This is a genomic window from Myroides sp. A21, assembly GCF_000807225.1.
Lineage (GTDB): Bacteria > Bacteroidota > Bacteroidia > Flavobacteriales > Flavobacteriaceae > Flavobacterium > Flavobacterium odoratimimum.
In genome coordinates this window covers 1,305,050-1,321,667 of the sequence record NZ_CP010327.1, presented here as the reverse complement: position 1 = coordinate 1,321,667, position 16,618 = coordinate 1,305,050, and the positions used below count along the sequence as shown (strand labels likewise).

Below are 16,618 nucleotides of genomic sequence, written 5' to 3'. Positions count from 1 at the left end.
ATTTATTAGTTGGTCAAAAGTAAGTAAAAAACACATTGCAAACAATTAGAACAACAATAGCTTAAGCTGAAAAAACACATCATTTATTCAACAAATATTGAAATAAATCTAAGTTTAACTCAGAAACAAGCCGATAAAAAACACTTTTATTTACATATTCGCATTTTAGTTTAATTAAAAACAAAGCATATACCTTCACATTCCGTGACCGATTTTAGATTAAATTAACAGTATATAAGATATACTGCTAATTATCAACTCCTTTAAACATAAAAAAACAAAAGCACATTCACCATTACAGTAAATGTGCTTCTCTATAGAATTATAAACTTAGTTTGACTATTTCTCTTACTTTGTCAATTGTTATATTTTTATTTTCTCCCATTGCTAGCCATCCTCTTTCATTAAATCGTTCTGCAATCCACTCTACAGCCTTCTCACCATCTTCAGTATAATCACTCAGTTTAGTAGCAACTCCTAGAGAATGAAAGAACGCTATCATACGCTCTATAGCCAGTCTAGCTACCTCATCATCACTCCCTTCTAGAGTAAATACTCGTCTACCGAACTGCGCTAATTTCTCTTTCTTCGTATCGAACATCACACTATATAGATTAGGGCCAATAATAGCTAATGTACGTCCGTGATCTATACCATATAACACAGTTAATTCATGACCAATAGCATGTGTCACCCAATCTTCTTTTACTCCTTTTGATATTAACCCATTTAGAGCCATCGTACAGCACCACATATAGTTCATCGCCGCATCATAATCAGTAGGATCCTTTAGTATCTTAGGGGCTATTTCTATTAAGGTCTGTAGGATACTCTCCGCAAACCTATCTTGTAAAGGTGCACCTTGAGGAAAGGTAATATACTGTTCTAACACATGGACGAATGCATCTGTTATACCATTAGCAATCTGCTTCACAGGCAAAGAAGCAATCACAGTAGGATCACATACAGAGAACACAGGATATAATACCTCTCCTGAGAATGATAGTTTCTCTTGTGTAGCCTCTATTGTTACCACAGCACCACAGTTCATCTCACTACCTGTAGCAGGTAATGTCAGTATCGCACCATAAGGCATAGCCTTCCAGTTTACATTTAGTTTTTTCTGAATAATATCTATAGTATCTCCTTCATAGTACACAGCTGCAGATATAAACTTAACCCCATCTATCACACTTCCTCCTCCTACACCTAAGATAAAGTCAACCTTTTCATTCTTAATCAAATCAACAGCTTTCACTAATGTCTCATATCGAGGATTAGGTTCTACTCCCGAAAACTCAACTACTTCATACCCTTCTAAAGCCTTTATCACTTGATCATAAACACCATTCTTCTTAATACTACCTCCACCGTATACGACTAGTACTTTACTTTTTTTATCGATTAGATTAGCTATCTCACCTATCTGTCCTTTCCCGTACAATAAACGAGTAGGGTTATATAATTCAAAATTCAACATAACTACTTTCTTTTATCTTATAAAATTAAAAAAAGGAATGCATATGCATTCCTTTTATAGTATTAAATTCTATTTAATTATTTCTTATAAAACAAGTTGTGGTCTATATACTTCCACACTTCTTTATCAAGTAGAGGCATAATATTCTTACCCTCTTTAATGGAGTCTCTAATAAACGTAGCAGATATCTCCATGATTGGTGCATTCTCTACTAGGTGTATATTAGGGTGAGCTAGAAGAGGATTAGCCTCCTCTTTGCCACTGAATATACGAGGATATACATAAATAGGATAACGCTCTAATAGCACCTCGTAGTTCTTCCACTTAGGCAGACTATCTAAATTGTCTTGTCCCATTAATAAACTAAATTCGTGTTTAGGATAACGCTCATGTAAATGTGCCATCGTATTCACGGTATAATTAGGCTGTGGCAAATTAAACTCTACGTCAGAAGGCTTGATATAATCATAATCAGCCGTAGCCAAATTAACCATATGTATCCTATGAAAATCCTCTAGCAACCCCTTCTTTTTCTTTAAAGGACTATGAGGAGTTACCACCATCCATACTTCATCTAGGTCAGTGTACTGCACCATATGGTTAGCAATAACTATATGACCGATATGAATAGGATTAAATGTTCCAAAATACAACCCTACCTTCATACTTATCTTCTTACTTTATAAAGTTCTTTACTAACTCTACAGCCTCATTCTTAGCTGTATCTAAGTCGTAATTCTTAATAATCATATCAAACTGAGGAGCCGTAGCCAACTCTACTGAAGCTTTAGCAATACGCATATTGATCTTATCTTCACTCTCTGTAGAACGCTTTTTAAGACGAATCTTCAATTCATCTATACTAGGTGGTTTCACAAATACAGCTAAAGTCTCATCTGGGAATTTACGCTTAATACGAAGACCTCCTGCTACATCGATATCGAATATTACATTCTTACCTTCTGCCCACAGACGCTCTACTTCACTACTAAGTGTACCATAGAAGTTATCTCTATATACCTCTTCCCATTCTAAGAACTTCTCTCCTTTTATGTTTTGTTTAAACTCTTCAAGAGAAATAAAATAGTAATCTTTACCATTCACCTCTTCCCCTCTTGGTTCACGAGATGTACAAGAGATAGAGAACGCTAGGTTCAGATCTTCTTGCTCTAATAAATGTCTTACTATTGTAGTTTTACCTGAACCAGATGGAGCAGAGAAAACGATTAACTTACCTCTTTGCATAATAATATTCTGTCGTGTTGTATATATAACCTAAAGTACGTTTAGTACTTGCTCTTTTATTTTCTCTAATTCATCTTTCATCTTTACCACTATCTTCTGCATCTCAGCGTGGTTAGATTTAGATCCCATAGTATTAATCTCACGTCCCATCTCTTGACCGATAAACCCAAGTTTACGACCATTAGCCTCAGCTCCTTCAAGTGTTTCGATAAAGTAATCTAAGTGTTTGCTCAGACGTACTTTTTCTTCTGTGATGTCCATCTTCTCTAGATAGTAGATCACCTCTTGCTCATATCTATTCTCATCGATATTTAACTGAAGTTCTACTAAGTTCGCACGCAATCTTTCTTTTACAGTCACGATACGCTCTTTGTCTAATACCGATACCTCATCCATATACTTGCGGATGTTACCGATACGCAGTCTGAAGTCTTGTTCTAATGAAGCTCCTTCACTAGCTCGGAATTCCTTCATATTAGCGATAGCCTCAGTGATAACCTTTTCTATCTCTTTCCACTCATTCTCATCTAGCTCAGCACGCTCTACTTTTAATGCATCAGGCATACGCACAGCCATCTTCATAAGCTCTGTAGCATCTGCATCAGGGATAATCTCCTTCATTTGATCAATATATGCCATCACGATAGGGCCATTAATCTTATTAGAAGTTTCTTCTGCTGTAATCTCACTATATAATGAGAAGTCTACTTTACCACGCTCTAATTCTTGTGCAACAAGGTTACGAAGAGGTAGTTCTTTCTCTCTATACATCAAAGGCAATCTAACATTTAGATCTAAGCTTTTGCTATTAAGCGATTTTACTTCTACTGTGATTTTCTTTGTTGGTAATTGCAAACATGACTTACCAAATCCTGTCATCGATTGTATCATATATTAAAAAATAATAGCTACAAAGGTAACAAAATCATTACTAACTGACTTATAAATAGCACAAAATACTGCTTAATAAGATTACAGATTAACTCTAAGTCAATATATCTGTGATAATACACCTGTTTATCTTCTATAACTTCAAATAAAAGCTCTTTTATTAGTAAATACATTCATACCCAAAGGAATAAAACACAAATTATAAATAAATAGAACCTATAAAACACTAGTAATAGCTTCTATGCTTCTGATTCCTATACTTAAGTGATGTAAAGCTCTTAAACAGGCTAATAAGAAATAACAGATACACATAAAAAAAGAGAGCTATATAGCTCTCTTTTGTGTTTTATACTCCTATTATTTGTTCGTTCCATCGCCTAGAATAGGAGATAACCAAAACAACCATAACTATGAACTACGCCTTCTAAGTCCTTATTTAGACCACCACAATCTACAAAGTCAGCAATAGTAAAAGTCGCGATGAAACTATGTGAATTAAATTTTTTACTAAAACAACCTAACCTTAACTCTTCTGTTTTAATTTAACCCCCAAACACTTAAAACTTTTTCTTTTCTTTTTATAAAGGAATTAATAGCAATTCTTCCCTTTCGTCTTCGATATTAAGACAACAAGCATCGCATTTGGTCACATCAAAAAAAGAATATTTTTTAAAAAAGTATTTAAAAAACAGATATACAGACGTTTGCGTGTGTAAAAAACATACTTAAAAATACTAACAAACTTATTTTAATGGAAGTCAATCAGCAAAAGAACAGTTTATAAACTACTTAATTAGGCTATAACATAATTGTACTAATCCTGATTCAAAAGACTTTGTATTCTCTAACTTTAACTTAGACTCTGGTATCCCGATATCAAATAGTCTAGTACCATCACCTAATAATACAGGGATAACAGATAATACGATCTTATCTATGAGTCTATCCTTCAATAATCTGTTGACTAACTGTGCTCCACCATCGCAGAATATATCTTTACCCTCCTGTGATTTCAGTCTAGATACTAATTCCTTTAGATCACCATTATAGAAAGTCACATTACCTTCTGTAGGTAGACTTTGTCTAGTCATTACATACGTTTCTTTATCTGCATGATGAAACCCATGTCCTTGACTTACTACCCAGTAATATGTACGTTTACCAATCAAAACCGTATCGATCGTCTCTACAAAAGCGGTATAACCATAATCTTCTCCTTCTCGCTGTACAGCATCCAAGAAACTCAAGTCATCCCCAGGTTTAGCGATATAACCATCCAAACTACTCGAAATATATAATACTACCTGTCTCATATCTCTTTGATTTTAAAAACACAAAATTGCAAACTTTTATCCTCCTATAAACAAAAAATCACCTCAGCAAGTAAAAAACTTATCTGAACCGTTTATATAATTCATTGCATTAATGTTTTCCTTATAACAAAAAAGAGCCAGCACATGCTGACTCTTTTTCCTTACTATTTATTCTTTACTTGTTCGATAGCAGCCTCTACTACTTTCTTACTATTCCCAACATAAATGTTACCGTCGATAAACATTACTGGGCGATTTAGAAAAGTATATTGCTCTAGAATAAGTTTTTTAAAATCATCTTCTTGAAGATTCTTGTCTTTTAACCCTTCACTTTTGTACAGTTGAGCTCGCTTATTAAATAGCTTTTCATAACTACCCACTTGCTTATACATCTCTTCTAACTGTGACTCTGTTACAGGGTTCTTCTTAATCTCTTGTAGTTCAAACGTATCTAATTCTGGCATCTCAGCCATGATACGCTTACATGTTGTACAAGTACTTAAATAATATATCTTTCTCATATTATACATCTTTTACGGTAATGATATGTACTGGACAAACTTTCTCTGCTTGTTCACATGCCTCTAAAATAGTATAATCTGGTGACTTAAGCGTATGAAATCCTTTATTATTCACAGATTTCAACAAAACAGTCTTTCCATCTTTCTTAGACATCTGAAACTGCTGAGGAGCAACCTCAACACAATAATTACATCCGATACACTTATCTCGTTGTAGCGTGACTATGACCATTATGCCTCTACTATTTTATACAGCTTATCAGATAAGCGAATTCTAAACGGAATCTTGATAGTACAGTCATCTCCTTTAGTCGCTTTCTCTACCTTCTGCTCATTGACGAATAATTCTTCTACGATTAACTCTTGTGCTCCCGTACTAGGTCCTGTGATAAGAATCTTATCTCCTACCTTGATATCATAAGCTTCTATTTTAAACTCTCCGATAGATGCTTTCTGGAAGTAGTGAGCAGCTTTACCTACATACACTTTTTTCTGAGTTGCATTACTACCAGGGTTATCACTCCACTCTCCCAATTTCTGTCCTAAGTAATATCCACTCCAGAATCCACGGTTATACACCGTTTCTAAAGCTTTCATCCATTCTGCTACTTTCTCTTGAGAGTAAGTACCATCAGCGATAGCATCAATAGCCTCACGGTAAGTACGAATCACAGTTGCTACATACTCAGGAGCTCTACCTCTACCCTCTATCTTCAGTACCTTAGTACCAGCATCGATCACTTGATCTAAGAAATCTAAGGTACATAAGTCCTTAGGAGACATCATATACTCATTGTCTATCTCGATCTCAAAACCACTCTCTTGATCTATTACCGTGTATTTTTTACGACAGTTTTGTTTGCATGCTCCTCTGTTTGCAGAAGAGTTATGTGAGTGAAGGCTTAAGTAGCACTTCCCTGATACTGCCATACACAATGCTCCATGACCGAAGATCTCTATCTCTACCAAATTACCAGAAGGCCCTTTCACCTGTTCTCTTTCGATAGCTTCTGTGATCTTTTTTACTTGTCGCAAGCTTAGCTCACGAGATAATACGATAGTATCAGCGAATAAGCTATAGAACTTAACAGTCTCAATGTTCGTTACATTTAGTTGAGTAGAGATATGTACTTCTAACCCGATCGCTCTTGCAGATGCAATAACTGCCTGATCAGATGCGATTACTGCTGTAAGCCCTGCCTCTTTTGCCTTATTCAATAAAGTTTTCACCACTGATAAGTCGTGGTCATAAACGATAGTGTTTAACGTCAAATAAGTACGTACATTCTTCTCTTTACATCTTCTCGCAATCTCTTCTAAATCATCAATAGAAAAGTTCACCGTAGAACGCGCACGCATATTTAACTGGTCTACTCCGAAATATACTGAGTCTGCACCGTTATCTAATGCGGCCTGTAAAGACTCGAAGTTACCTGCAGGAGCCATAAGCTCTACTCTTCCTGAAACTGTCATATTCTTTATGCTTAATCTATTATTTTATACAATTGGTCGTTTTTACGAATACGAAAACCTAATTCCATAGTCATCTTATCTCCATTATTAGCTGTACTAACTTCCACTCCATTTACCATCATCTTCTCTATAGTTAGTCTCTCATCACCTGTAGTAGGTCCTACAATAGCTACTTTATCTCCAACATTTAACTCCTTGTCAACAATAAACTGCCCTACACTAGCTTTAGTAAAGTAGTGTTGAGCTGTCCCGATTAGAACTTTTCGCTCTGCTTGTTTCTTGCGGATTTGTGTTACTGCACTTACCTTCACTGCTTTGATCTCATCAGTAGCACTGCGTTCTCCTTGGAACTTTAATGCTTCTGAGCGTCCTTTCTTGAATACTAAGTTTCCTTTTTGTACTCCTTGACGTAAGCGTTTTTGTTCATCTTCTGGTAACTGAATGATATCTAAACACTCATCAGAACAGCATCCATGCATCTTCTCAGCACACTCATCACACTGAATGAACAGTAAGTGACATGCCTCGTTAGCACAGTTTACGTGAGTATCACATGGTTTACCACACTGGTGGCAGTTAGAGATAATATCGTCTGTAATACGCTCTCCTAGACGGTGGTCAAACACGAAGTTCTTTCCGATGAACTTACTCTCTAATCCTTCTGCCTTTACCTGACGAGTGTATTCAATAATACCTCCTTCTAATTGGTATACATTCTTAAACCCGTTGTGTTTAAAGTAAGCTGATGCTTTCTCACAGCGGATACCTCCTGTACAGTACATCAATAAGTTTTTCTCCTCTTTGATGTCTTCTAATTGGTCTTTAATGATTGGCAGTGATTCACGGAATGTGTCCACGTCTGGAGTGATCGCTCCTACGAAGTGCCCTACTTCACTCTCATAGTGGTTTCTAAAGTCCACTACGACCGTGTTAGGGTCTTCTAATAATTCGTTGAATTCTTTTGCCTTTAAGTGAATTCCCTTATTCGTAACATCAAATGTATCATCGTTTAGACCATCAGCTACGATCTTGTGTCTAACCTTTACTGTTAATTTTAAGAATGATAAGTCATCTTGCTCTACAGCTACATTCAGACGAATTCCTTTCATGAAGTCATACTGCTCTAACGTCTCTCTGAATGCATCAAACTTAGATGCAGGTACAGACATCTGAGCATTGATCCCCTCATGAGCTACATAAATACGTCCTAAAGCGTCTAATGCATCCCAAGCTAGGAATAAATCGTCTCTAAATTGTTGTGGGTTTTCTATTTTGGCGTACGCATAGAAAGATAAAGTCAAACGGTTCTCTCCCGCTTGCTCGATAAGTTCAGCTCTTTCCTCTGCGCTTAATGTGTTATACAGTTGCATGCTATATACTTTTAAGTGTAGATTATATATGTTTGAAATCCTAAATGGAAGAATTTCGGTGCAAAGATAGTATTTAGATTTAAAAATGAGAATTGAACCTTATAAAATTTACATAAATAGTTAACTATCAAATTATTCAATCCTTTTTTTAGAACCTCAGCTTCTATTTTAAGCATCTCCTCTACAAAAGGTATTCTGTAAGAATACTTGACCTTATAGATTTATCTTTTGTTATGAATTGAACGCGATAATACACTACTTAAATATCCCCATAAACAGCCATTTTTGCGAAATAGACAAGTCTAAACAATAATATATGAGACAATTATACAGATATTTGTTTCCAATAAAACTCATAAAATGGACAATAAAACTTTATCAATCGTATCATACATCACATTAATTGGATGGTTAGTAGCATTCTTTGTAGGAAAAGAAAAAGCAAATGATTTACTAAAATACCACCTAAGACAATCATTTGGTGTATTAATCTTAAGCTTCGTTTTATCACTTGTTATACGAGTAATAGCAGGTATATTCCCAATCATTGCAGGCATGATAGCACTAGTGTTATACTTAATTATTCTTTTATATATGATTATGGGAATACTTAATGCAGCAGGAGAAAAGAAAAAACCATTACCTCTTATCGGTGAATGGTCAGATAAGACACTTAGCTTTATTAAGTAATACACATGTATTATCTAAACAAGAAGAGGTTGACTGTATAGGTCAACCTCTTCTTGTTTATCCCTATGCCTTAAAATCAAAATCATCGAATATCTGACCTAAATGGTGTTCTAAATGACTTACATAATCTTCTACTAAAAAGGCAAGCGTATGACCATTAGCCATTTTAGTATTCAAAACCTCAACAGAAATATTACAAACTATCTCTAAGAGAAATGCATTATACATCTTCCATGTTCTAATCACAGTGTCTTGTTGCATTTGCTGATAAGCACTCACTTCTACCCATTCATTCTGTGCATAAGAAACAACAGGATTGTCCTCAAACTGACCTCTAACAAAACGGTGATGATTATTAGTCGCACTATCGATAAGATGTCCTAGTATCTCTTTTTTACTCCACTTACCCTCTGTTTCTTTATAAGAAAATTCTTCTTCTGTAAACTGCTCTAATCTAGCAGGTAACACATCTATATAATATTGTAGCTTACTCAAGTCTGTTGTCGTCATATCTATCTTTTTCTGACTAGTAAAAATAGAAAAAGCCACCCAACAGGTAGCTAATAATTATACTAAGTCCATTGGACAGCATTAGATATTATGTGCTATACGCCACAGCACTCCAGATGGATCTATTAATAAAAAGTCTCTCATCATCCACGCTCTGTCTTCTACAGCCGTCAGTCGGATAGCATATTTTGACTGAAGATCTAGGTTTTGCAGATGTGTGTACCAATCATCTGCATTCTCTACTTGCAAATGAAACATTAGATTCTCTGCAGCCTCTTGATTATAAAAATTCTGTAAAAAGAACTTCTCCGTTCCACAATCAAGCAAGCACAGTTCTTCACTCTGCCATACTATCTTAAATCCAATAGCAGTATAGAACGCTTTAGACACCTCAAAGTCCTTACACGGGATAAACGACTTTAGCTCTACTACTGACAAATTAAGTTCTTTATGTTCCATCATTACCTTTATATTATACTTACAAAAATAACGAAAGCTACCCTTTTGAGGTAGCTTCTGTTTATATAAATAATAGTAGTTCTTATTGTTTAGTGAACACTTCCGTCACACCATTAGCAGTAAGCTTTAATGTATTCTGATCTGTCATCTCATACGTAAAGGTAGCAGACTTCACAGAAGTAGAATCAGTACCTACCATCGCTGTTTCGAAGATAACAGTATTATCTACCATCTTCCATTTAGTGAATTCGTTAGCCTTGTCCTTGATAGAAGACATTGTCCCGTCCTCTTTTAGTTCGAATCCTTGTAGTAGACTTGCATCTGCTCCATTTGGCTGTGTCCATGCACCTACCAAGTGTTTCATATCAAGAATGACAGGAGTAGACTCAGCTACTGTTTCTGTTGGTGTAGTTTCTTCCACTACTGGAGCTTCTGTCTGTTGTTTACAAGAAGCGAAAGCGATAGCTACAAAAGCTAAAGCAAGAACTGTTTGTTTCATTTGTACTTAAAAAATCTAAATTAGATTACTTTTTAGTGAATGATTCTTTTGACTCACCATTCACTAGGTTTAATGTTTTACCATCAACCACCTCAAATTGGTATGACACAGTATCTACACTAGATGTACCATTACCGATACTCTCTTGTTCTAAGAACAATTTATCTCCTTCTACCCACCACTTATTTGTTTTAAGTGTAGCCATATTAATAGAAGTAGCTGTTCCGTCCTCTTTTAATTCGAATCCTTGTACTTCTTTATCATTAATAGGGTTTGGTTGAGTCCAAGACGCAACTAATACTGTAGTGTCCACAGCCTCAGGCGCTGTAGTCTCTTCTACTACTTCAGTAGTTGTTGTTTCTTCAGTTACAGGAGCTTCAGTTTGTTGTTTACAAGAAGCGAAAGTAATAGCTACTAATGCAATAGCTAAAGTCATTTTTGTTAATTTCATAGCGATATAAATCTTTGTTTTTGTTGGATCAAAAGTAGGATAGAGAAGTGTGAAAAAATAAAATTAAGAATAATTTAACCAAGCTCATAACAACAAGTAAAACAATTAATTACAAATAAACTTTTCTTATAAAAATCGTTTTTTAGTTAAAAATGGAACAGACCTATTCTGTCCACATACTCAGAAAGATTCATCATGATATATACTTCTTCTAAATCACGCTATCCCAACCCCATATACCGAAAACAAAAAAGTCGCTTTTATAGCGACTTTTGTATTCCTTATGGTTTCATTTTATAATCAGTAAATACCTTACCATTCATAATTTTATTAAGCTTTGTACCTATCAACTTTTTAGTCAATGAGCTTAATCGATCTGTAAATAACACCCCTCTCGTATGATCATACTCATGTTGTATAATACGCGCTGTAGTACCGTGGAACGTCTTAGTATGAGGTTTAAAATCTCTATCTAGGTACTCTATCGTGATAGACCATGGACGCGTAACTCGCTTAAAAATATCAGGAATACTTAGACATCCTTCTACCTCATCCCATGTCTCGTCAGATTTACCGATAATACGTGCATTGATAAATGTCTCGCGCATCCCTGTATCTCCCTCTGCGAAATTAGCTTTGCGCTCATCCTCTTCTGCATTCTCATACATCACGATACTATCTACTACGAATAGCTGTTTAGTCTCTCCTATCTGAGGAGCTGCTAGCCCGCATCCATAAGCGTTCTCCATAGTCTCCCACATATTATCGATCAGCTTATTTAGGTCTTCAGAACTGCTATCTATCGCATCACAGTCTACCTTTAATGTTTTATTTCCGTATGCTAATATTGGTAATTTCATTGTGTTTCTATTTGTTACAAAAGTCGGGATAAGTTACTTCCTACACAAAAAACTAACCTTAAATAATTTAATAACACTTACCATTACGTAAGTCTATATAGAAGTATTTATCATCTTGACGCACCTTTACATAATGCTCTTGTTCTATCTCGAAGATTACATCGTAGGCTATTGGTAATACGATATCACCTTTTTTATTCAGGATTCCCGTCTTTGCCATCACAGTGGTATACACTAGTACATGACCTACTGATAGTATAAAGTCACACTCCTTACTGAACAACGTCTCTCCCGAAGTATTAATACAATGAAAAGTATTAGAATCATCCTCTCGTACGAAAGCAATTCCATCTTTAAAATCACTTGCATCTACATATTTATAGTCGATAACTACCTCTCCTGTCTTATTTACATAACCATAAGCATCTCTATTACGTATAGGGGCTAAACCATTTCTAAAGATTCCGACATAACCAATTTCTTCAGAGAAATGCTTGAGAACATCTCCTTTATCATTGATAATAACACGTCTGTTATCGTCTAGACTCATACTAGCTAATCCCTCAGAAAATTGTGTCCCAAAAGAATACTGAGGCTCTATAACCCACTCTCCTTTTGGGTTAATAAACCCATAGTGATTATTACTACCAACTAATCGATAACGGTCATTCTCAAAAATAGTATCAGACTCGATAATCATCTCCAGAGTAGAAGTAATCTTATGGCCTCCCTCATCATATATCGTAGTCTTATGGTCTTTTTGTGTCATAAAATATTTCGCCCCCCGTCTATCTACATGAGTGGTGATGATTAGATACTTTGGTTCTACCATCCACTCTCCTACTGTGTTTATAATACCATACTCACCATCACTTACACTCGCTACAGCCATACCTCTACTAAACATCCAAGCGTCGGCATACTGAGGTTCTATCACCCAATTCTTATCCTCATCTACATATCCCCACTTTCCATCCTTATCTTGAGAAGGAATCAATATAACGTCTTCTGTACCTTCTATTACATTACTTATTACTAATCTATCTCCGAATAAACCATCACAACTAGAGCATGAAAACAACACTACCAGATTGAACAGCAATACTTTAAAACACTTTTTTACCTGATACATATATTATCCTAATAACGCTAAAATTAAGTGCTAAAAATACATAATTCTAAAATAGTATAGACCCCATCACTTCTCCATACGCTAAAATCAAAACCGTTCTATAAATAAGCCCTACTACAAATGCAACACCACACACTTAAACTCACATACTATCTCCTAAAAGAACGAAGCCATCATGTCTTATTTTTCCAATCACAATTGAGGTGGTCGGCTTATGGTCGGCTAGTGATGGGCATTTGGTCGGCTTAAAAGTGCATAAAATAGCCTATCACTAGCCTATCAAATACTGATCATTCCCTTATCACTTAAAACAACGTCTAAATCTCATCACCCATTGTCTAAACCTTATCTTAGGGTACATTCTCCTAAAATTCAAACCCTTATTTTTAGGATTATTTCTCCTACATCATACTATCACAAGGACGAGGTTAAAAACAACACATTGCTATAAATTATATCATAGCAAAGAGATCGTGCTCACCTGCTATAATTCATAGCATAATGATACTACTCTCTTGGACTGTAATTAATTTATATTACTTTTACATCAGTAAGAATCTAATTTTTATAAAAAATGAGTGCAGATAAAGAAGCAAAATTAAAAGCGTTACAACTTACACTTGATAAGTTAGACAAAACTTATGGTAAAGGAACAGTAATGAAGTTGGGAGATACTGCTGTAGAAGAGGTAGAAGTTATTTCTTCAGGATCACTAGGTATTGACCTTGCATTAGGTGTAGGAGGGTTCCCTAGAGGAAGAATTATAGAGATATACGGTCCAGAATCATCAGGTAAGACGACTTTAACTTTACACGCTATCGCAGAAGCACAAAAAGCAGGTGGTATCGCAGCATTCATTGATGCGGAGCATGCTTTTGACCGTTTCTATGCACAAAAACTAGGTGTAGACATCGACAACTTAATTATATCTCAACCAGACAATGGTGAGCAAGCATTAGAGATCGCTGAGAACTTAATTCGTTCTGGAGCTATTGACTTAGTAGTAATTGACTCTGTTGCTGCCTTAACTCCTAAGAGTGAAATCGAAGGAGAGATGGGAGATTCTAAAATGGGATTACACGCTCGTTTAATGTCTCAAGCATTGAGAAAGTTAACTTCTACTATTAGCAAGACTAACTGTACTGTATTCTTCATTAACCAGTTGCGTGATAAAATCGGTGTAATGTTCGGTAACCCTGAGACTACTACAGGAGGTAACGCATTGAAGTTCTACGCTTCTGTACGTCTAGATATTCGTAAGTCTACTCAGATTAAAGATGGTGAGAATGTGATCGGTAACAGAACGAAAGTAAAAATCGTGAAGAATAAAGTAGCACCTCCTTTCCGTACAGCTGAGTTTGATATCATGTATGGTGAAGGTATCTCTAAAGTAGGTGAAGTACTGGATATGGCTGTAGACTATGAAATCGTGAAGAAAAGCGGATCTTGGTTTAGCTACGGTGATACTAAATTAGGACAAGGTCGTGATGCTGTGAAATCAGTGATTAAAGACAACCCTGAACTAATGGAAGAACTTGAACAATTAATCAAGGACGAAATCAAAAATAAAGAAGCTTAATTGTTTCTATCCTTAAATATGAATCCCTTACAATAGTATTGTGAGGGATTTTTTTATATATCAACCTATAAATCCTGCTAGTGCAGCATATCATAACGTCAATACTGCTATATACATAAAACCAATAACATAGAGTTTTACAAGGAATTAGAAAAACTCCTTTACCTTCTGCAATGATAAACAAAACAGAAAGGCCTAATAGCATAGGTAAACTACTAAATATTCCTCTCAACACAATTTTCTTATGCTGTCTATCTAAAGCCATACATCTATTAATCAATACATAATAACGTTAAATAGTACAAAAAAAGTATCTCAACAATACCAACGCCTTTTATATAATAATCCATTAACACTAGGCACTAAAAGGAGAATCACTTAATTTTGTAGTTCAATAAAACACAAATCAATAATATGAAATTACGATTATTAGCACTATTGCTAACAATTATGACCTTTATTAGCTGCGACGATCCGTTTAAAAGACATGATTTTTATCTATCTAACCCAACTGATAAAGAGATTACAGTATCACTAGATAATCAAAAATATACCCTAGCCCCAAATACCTTTGAGGTATTAAAACTAGATAATGGTGTGCACGAATTAGACTACAATGGACAAAAAAACAAGTTCAATGTATTCAAACAAAACTCTGGTGGTATCATCAACCCAACTTTAGAACCACACTATATCTTCTCTATGGTATATGCTACAGAAGGAAACTTTGACAAATTTGGTTCTACTGCGAGAGAAGTTGTTATTGATGATGTACTTTATGAAGATAATATCAAATCGACTAACGCTCTATTTATAGATAATAACTTATATAGGTGTACTTACTTCTTAGGTGAAGAATATCCTGAAGAACAGATTACGCATAATAAGAATGCTGTAGGTAACTTCTACAATAAATTCTTTACTAAAGCAGAGTTCATAGCTTTCTACGATGAAGATTTACCTGCAGAGAGCAAAGGTTTTCACCAACAGAACATGGTTGCGGGAGGAGCGTGTACGATTACAGAGCCTAATGCATTAGAACTAAAGCTACCAGACGTGCCGCAAGAAGATGTGATTGCTTCTTATAAACAAGAGATGGCACTAGTAGAAGAGTTTAAAACTTCAACTGATGCAGGCCGTCAAAAAGAGATTCAAAAAGAACTATTTGATTTATCAATGAGCCGTTCTAAACTTGATATTAATTACAGTAAACTGTCTACTGAACAAAACCAATCTATGAATGACTTCGTTCATGCTAGTGGTAGAATTTCAGGAGCAGGTATTATACAACTGTGAATCCATAAACCACACTATAACTAAAAAAGCGGTGAGATCTTCGTTGTCTCACCGCTTTTTGCATTATTTCGCTTTATATTCCTTCTCCCATTCTAGCACAGGATCATATAATAGATTAAAAGCCATATCTCTTACTTCTTTTTTATTCTCTAAGGTCAGCCCTTTCGTTTCTATACAAGGGAATATCTTGACTGGTACCACTCCTGGGTGCCCTATCCCCCATACAAAAGGGAAATAATGTCTCAACCTACCAAACGCTAAAGGAGCTATCGGTATCTGATGATCTATAGCAAGCCGAAAAGCCCCATCCTTAAAGCTGTCTAGTATGATCGTTCTATCATCTGTCACGCCTCCTTCTGGAAAAATGCAGATGCTCAGCCCTCTACTTAAACGCTCTTGTGCGCTGTCGAATACCTGCTTCTTACTTCTTGCATCCTTTCTATCTACTAGAATACAAGCACGTTTATAAAAGAACCCAAACACTGGAATACTCGATAATTCTTTCTTACCTACAAAGACAAAAGGATTGTCCTTTACAAGGATAAGCATCATCATAATGTCTAACATCGAAGTATGATTAGCAATAAACATATAGCTCTTCCCTTTCTCTAACGGAGTCTCCTCTTCTATCTTATACCTCATCCCTATTCCGTAGAATACGAGAATAGCCCAGATACGAGCTACTTTAAAAAACTGAGGATATGTCTTCTCTGATCCAATCGTTATCAATAAAAAAGGAGATAATAGTAAAATAACAATTACCATCCAGATATAAAACCACAGTCGCCAAAGTGAACTGAAAAACGCACCTATACTTTTCATCATTTGTATTACAAATTCTATCTTTTA

19 protein-coding genes are annotated in these 16,618 nt (G+C 35.5%); 3 read left to right on the top strand and 16 right to left on the bottom strand.

Annotated elements, in window-relative coordinates; translation table 11 throughout:
• Positions 1-322: 322 nt before the first annotated feature.
• From MYRA21_RS06120 to MYRA21_RS06080, 9 genes are all read right to left on the bottom strand, one after another.
• A complete protein-coding gene (locus MYRA21_RS06120) occupies positions 323-1,480 on the bottom strand; it encodes an iron-containing alcohol dehydrogenase (RefSeq protein ID WP_006257849.1) in 1,158 nt (385 codons plus the stop codon).
• A 77-nt stretch (positions 1,481-1,557) separates the two neighbouring features.
• The gene (gene nadD / locus MYRA21_RS06115; protein ID WP_006257850.1) at positions 1,558-2,145 is read right to left on the bottom strand and encodes a nicotinate (nicotinamide) nucleotide adenylyltransferase; all 588 of its coding nucleotides are present in this window, start codon (positions 2,143-2,145) and stop codon (positions 1,558-1,560) included.
• Positions 2,146-2,155: 10 nt separating this feature from the next.
• Positions 2,156-2,725 carry a guanylate kinase gene (gmk, locus tag MYRA21_RS06110; protein ID WP_006257851.1) on the bottom strand — a complete coding sequence of 190 codons (570 nt, stop codon included), beginning with the start codon at positions 2,723-2,725 and terminating at the stop codon, positions 2,156-2,158.
• A 30-nt stretch (positions 2,726-2,755) separates the two neighbouring features.
• The gene (locus tag MYRA21_RS06105; RefSeq protein WP_006257852.1) at positions 2,756-3,604 is read right to left on the bottom strand and encodes a YicC/YloC family endoribonuclease; all 849 of its coding nucleotides are present in this window, start codon (positions 3,602-3,604) and stop codon (positions 2,756-2,758) included.
• A gap of 797 nt (positions 3,605-4,401) precedes the next feature.
• Entirely contained in the window at positions 4,402-4,929 is a 528-nt protein-coding gene (locus MYRA21_RS06100; protein WP_006257853.1) for a dihydrofolate reductase family protein, read from the bottom strand.
• Between the two features lie 164 nt (positions 4,930-5,093).
• Positions 5,094-5,450, bottom strand: a complete 357-nt coding sequence (locus MYRA21_RS06095) for an arsenate reductase family protein (RefSeq protein WP_006257854.1) — start codon at positions 5,448-5,450, stop codon at positions 5,094-5,096.
• Position 5,451: 1 nt separating this feature from the next.
• Positions 5,452-5,682 carry a ferredoxin gene (locus tag MYRA21_RS06090; RefSeq protein ID WP_006257855.1) on the bottom strand — a complete coding sequence of 77 codons (231 nt, stop codon included), beginning with the start codon at positions 5,680-5,682 and terminating at the stop codon, positions 5,452-5,454.
• Entirely contained in the window at positions 5,682-6,923 is a 1,242-nt protein-coding gene (locus tag MYRA21_RS06085; RefSeq protein WP_006257856.1) for a U32 family peptidase, read from the bottom strand. The genes MYRA21_RS06090 and MYRA21_RS06085 overlap by 1 nt, the downstream gene beginning before the upstream one ends.
• Before the next feature lie 11 nt (positions 6,924-6,934).
• Positions 6,935-8,293 carry a rhodanese-related sulfurtransferase gene (locus MYRA21_RS06080; protein WP_006257857.1) on the bottom strand — a complete coding sequence of 453 codons (1,359 nt, stop codon included), beginning with the start codon at positions 8,291-8,293 and terminating at the stop codon, positions 6,935-6,937.
• Between the two features lie 360 nt (positions 8,294-8,653).
• Here MYRA21_RS06080 and MYRA21_RS06075 point away from each other — a divergent pair, with 360 nt between their 5' ends.
• Positions 8,654-8,983 (top strand): hypothetical protein, encoded by a 330-nt coding sequence (locus MYRA21_RS06075; RefSeq protein ID WP_006257858.1) that lies wholly within the window; start codon positions 8,654-8,656, stop codon positions 8,981-8,983.
• A 63-nt stretch (positions 8,984-9,046) separates the two neighbouring features.
• Here the strand turns inward: MYRA21_RS06075 and MYRA21_RS06070 are convergent, their stop codons facing one another.
• From MYRA21_RS06070 to MYRA21_RS06045, 6 genes are all read right to left on the bottom strand, one after another.
• A complete protein-coding gene (locus tag MYRA21_RS06070) occupies positions 9,047-9,493 on the bottom strand; it encodes a DinB family protein (protein WP_006257859.1) in 447 nt (148 codons plus the stop codon).
• An 81-nt stretch (positions 9,494-9,574) separates the two neighbouring features.
• Entirely contained in the window at positions 9,575-9,955 is a 381-nt protein-coding gene (locus MYRA21_RS06065; RefSeq protein WP_225581452.1) for a VOC family protein, read from the bottom strand.
• Positions 9,956-10,034: 79 nt separating this feature from the next.
• The gene (locus tag MYRA21_RS06060; RefSeq protein ID WP_006257861.1) at positions 10,035-10,451 is read right to left on the bottom strand and encodes a lipocalin family protein; all 417 of its coding nucleotides are present in this window, start codon (positions 10,449-10,451) and stop codon (positions 10,035-10,037) included.
• 25 nt (positions 10,452-10,476) lie between these two features.
• Positions 10,477-10,902, bottom strand: a complete 426-nt coding sequence (locus MYRA21_RS06055) for a lipocalin family protein (RefSeq protein WP_006257862.1) — start codon at positions 10,900-10,902, stop codon at positions 10,477-10,479.
• 281 nt (positions 10,903-11,183) lie between these two features.
• Positions 11,184-11,762 (bottom strand): peptide deformylase, encoded by a 579-nt coding sequence (def, locus tag MYRA21_RS06050; protein WP_006257863.1) that lies wholly within the window; start codon positions 11,760-11,762, stop codon positions 11,184-11,186.
• Positions 11,763-11,829: 67 nt separating this feature from the next.
• Positions 11,830-12,894 (bottom strand): WG repeat-containing protein, encoded by a 1,065-nt coding sequence (locus MYRA21_RS06045; protein ID WP_006257864.1) that lies wholly within the window; start codon positions 12,892-12,894, stop codon positions 11,830-11,832.
• 574 nt (positions 12,895-13,468) lie between these two features.
• Between MYRA21_RS06045 and recA the strand changes: the two genes are divergently transcribed.
• A complete protein-coding gene (gene recA, locus MYRA21_RS06040) occupies positions 13,469-14,473 on the top strand; it encodes a recombinase RecA (RefSeq protein ID WP_006257865.1) in 1,005 nt (334 codons plus the stop codon).
• Positions 14,474-14,887: 414 nt separating this feature from the next.
• Positions 14,888-15,769, top strand: coding sequence for a hypothetical protein (locus tag MYRA21_RS06030; protein WP_006257866.1), 882 nt, complete (start codon positions 14,888-14,890; stop codon positions 15,767-15,769).
• Between the two features lie 63 nt (positions 15,770-15,832).
• Here MYRA21_RS06030 and MYRA21_RS06025 read toward each other — a convergent pair whose 3' ends face one another.
• Positions 15,833-16,594: a 1-acyl-sn-glycerol-3-phosphate acyltransferase gene (locus MYRA21_RS06025; protein ID WP_006257867.1), complete on the bottom strand. Its 762-nt coding sequence runs from the start codon at positions 16,592-16,594 to the stop codon at positions 15,833-15,835.
• Between the last annotated feature and the right edge of the window lie 24 nt (positions 16,595-16,618).

Bases quoted from the DNA above. Each gene is read 5' to 3' on its own strand.
- MYRA21_RS06120 (WP_006257849.1), bottom strand. From the start codon at position 1,480: ATGTTGAATTTTGAATTATATAACCCTACTCGTTTATTGTACGGGAAA.
- nadD (WP_006257850.1), bottom strand. From the start codon at position 2,145: ATGAAGGTAGGGTTGTATTTTGGAACATTTAATCCTATTCATATCGGT.
- gmk (WP_006257851.1), bottom strand. From the start codon at position 2,725: ATGCAAAGAGGTAAGTTAATCGTTTTCTCTGCTCCATCTGGTTCAGGT.
- MYRA21_RS06105 (WP_006257852.1), bottom strand. From the start codon at position 3,604: ATGACAGGATTTGGTAAGTCATGTTTGCAATTACCAACAAAGAAAATC.
- MYRA21_RS06100 (WP_006257853.1), bottom strand. From the start codon at position 4,929: ATGAGACAGGTAGTATTATATATTTCGAGTAGTTTGGATGGTTATATC.
- MYRA21_RS06095 (WP_006257854.1), bottom strand. From the start codon at position 5,450: ATGAGAAAGATATATTATTTAAGTACTTGTACAACATGTAAGCGTATC.
- MYRA21_RS06090 (WP_006257855.1), bottom strand. From the start codon at position 5,682: ATGGTCATAGTCACGCTACAACGAGATAAGTGTATCGGATGTAATTAT.
- MYRA21_RS06085 (WP_006257856.1), bottom strand. From the start codon at position 6,923: ATGACAGTTTCAGGAAGAGTAGAGCTTATGGCTCCTGCAGGTAACTTC.
- MYRA21_RS06080 (WP_006257857.1), bottom strand. From the start codon at position 8,293: ATGCAACTGTATAACACATTAAGCGCAGAGGAAAGAGCTGAACTTATC.
- MYRA21_RS06075 (WP_006257858.1), top strand. From the start codon at position 8,654: ATGGACAATAAAACTTTATCAATCGTATCATACATCACATTAATTGGA.
- MYRA21_RS06070 (WP_006257859.1), bottom strand. From the start codon at position 9,493: ATGACGACAACAGACTTGAGTAAGCTACAATATTATATAGATGTGTTA.
- MYRA21_RS06065 (WP_225581452.1), bottom strand. From the start codon at position 9,955: ATGATGGAACATAAAGAACTTAATTTGTCAGTAGTAGAGCTAAAGTCG.
- MYRA21_RS06060 (WP_006257861.1), bottom strand. From the start codon at position 10,451: ATGAAACAAACAGTTCTTGCTTTAGCTTTTGTAGCTATCGCTTTCGCT.
- MYRA21_RS06055 (WP_006257862.1), bottom strand. From the start codon at position 10,902: ATGAAATTAACAAAAATGACTTTAGCTATTGCATTAGTAGCTATTACT.
- def (WP_006257863.1), bottom strand. From the start codon at position 11,762: ATGAAATTACCAATATTAGCATACGGAAATAAAACATTAAAGGTAGAC.
- MYRA21_RS06045 (WP_006257864.1), bottom strand. From the start codon at position 12,894: ATGTATCAGGTAAAAAAGTGTTTTAAAGTATTGCTGTTCAATCTGGTA.
- recA (WP_006257865.1), top strand. From the start codon at position 13,469: ATGAGTGCAGATAAAGAAGCAAAATTAAAAGCGTTACAACTTACACTT.
- MYRA21_RS06030 (WP_006257866.1), top strand. From the start codon at position 14,888: ATGAAATTACGATTATTAGCACTATTGCTAACAATTATGACCTTTATT.
- MYRA21_RS06025 (WP_006257867.1), bottom strand. From the start codon at position 16,594: ATGATGAAAAGTATAGGTGCGTTTTTCAGTTCACTTTGGCGACTGTGG.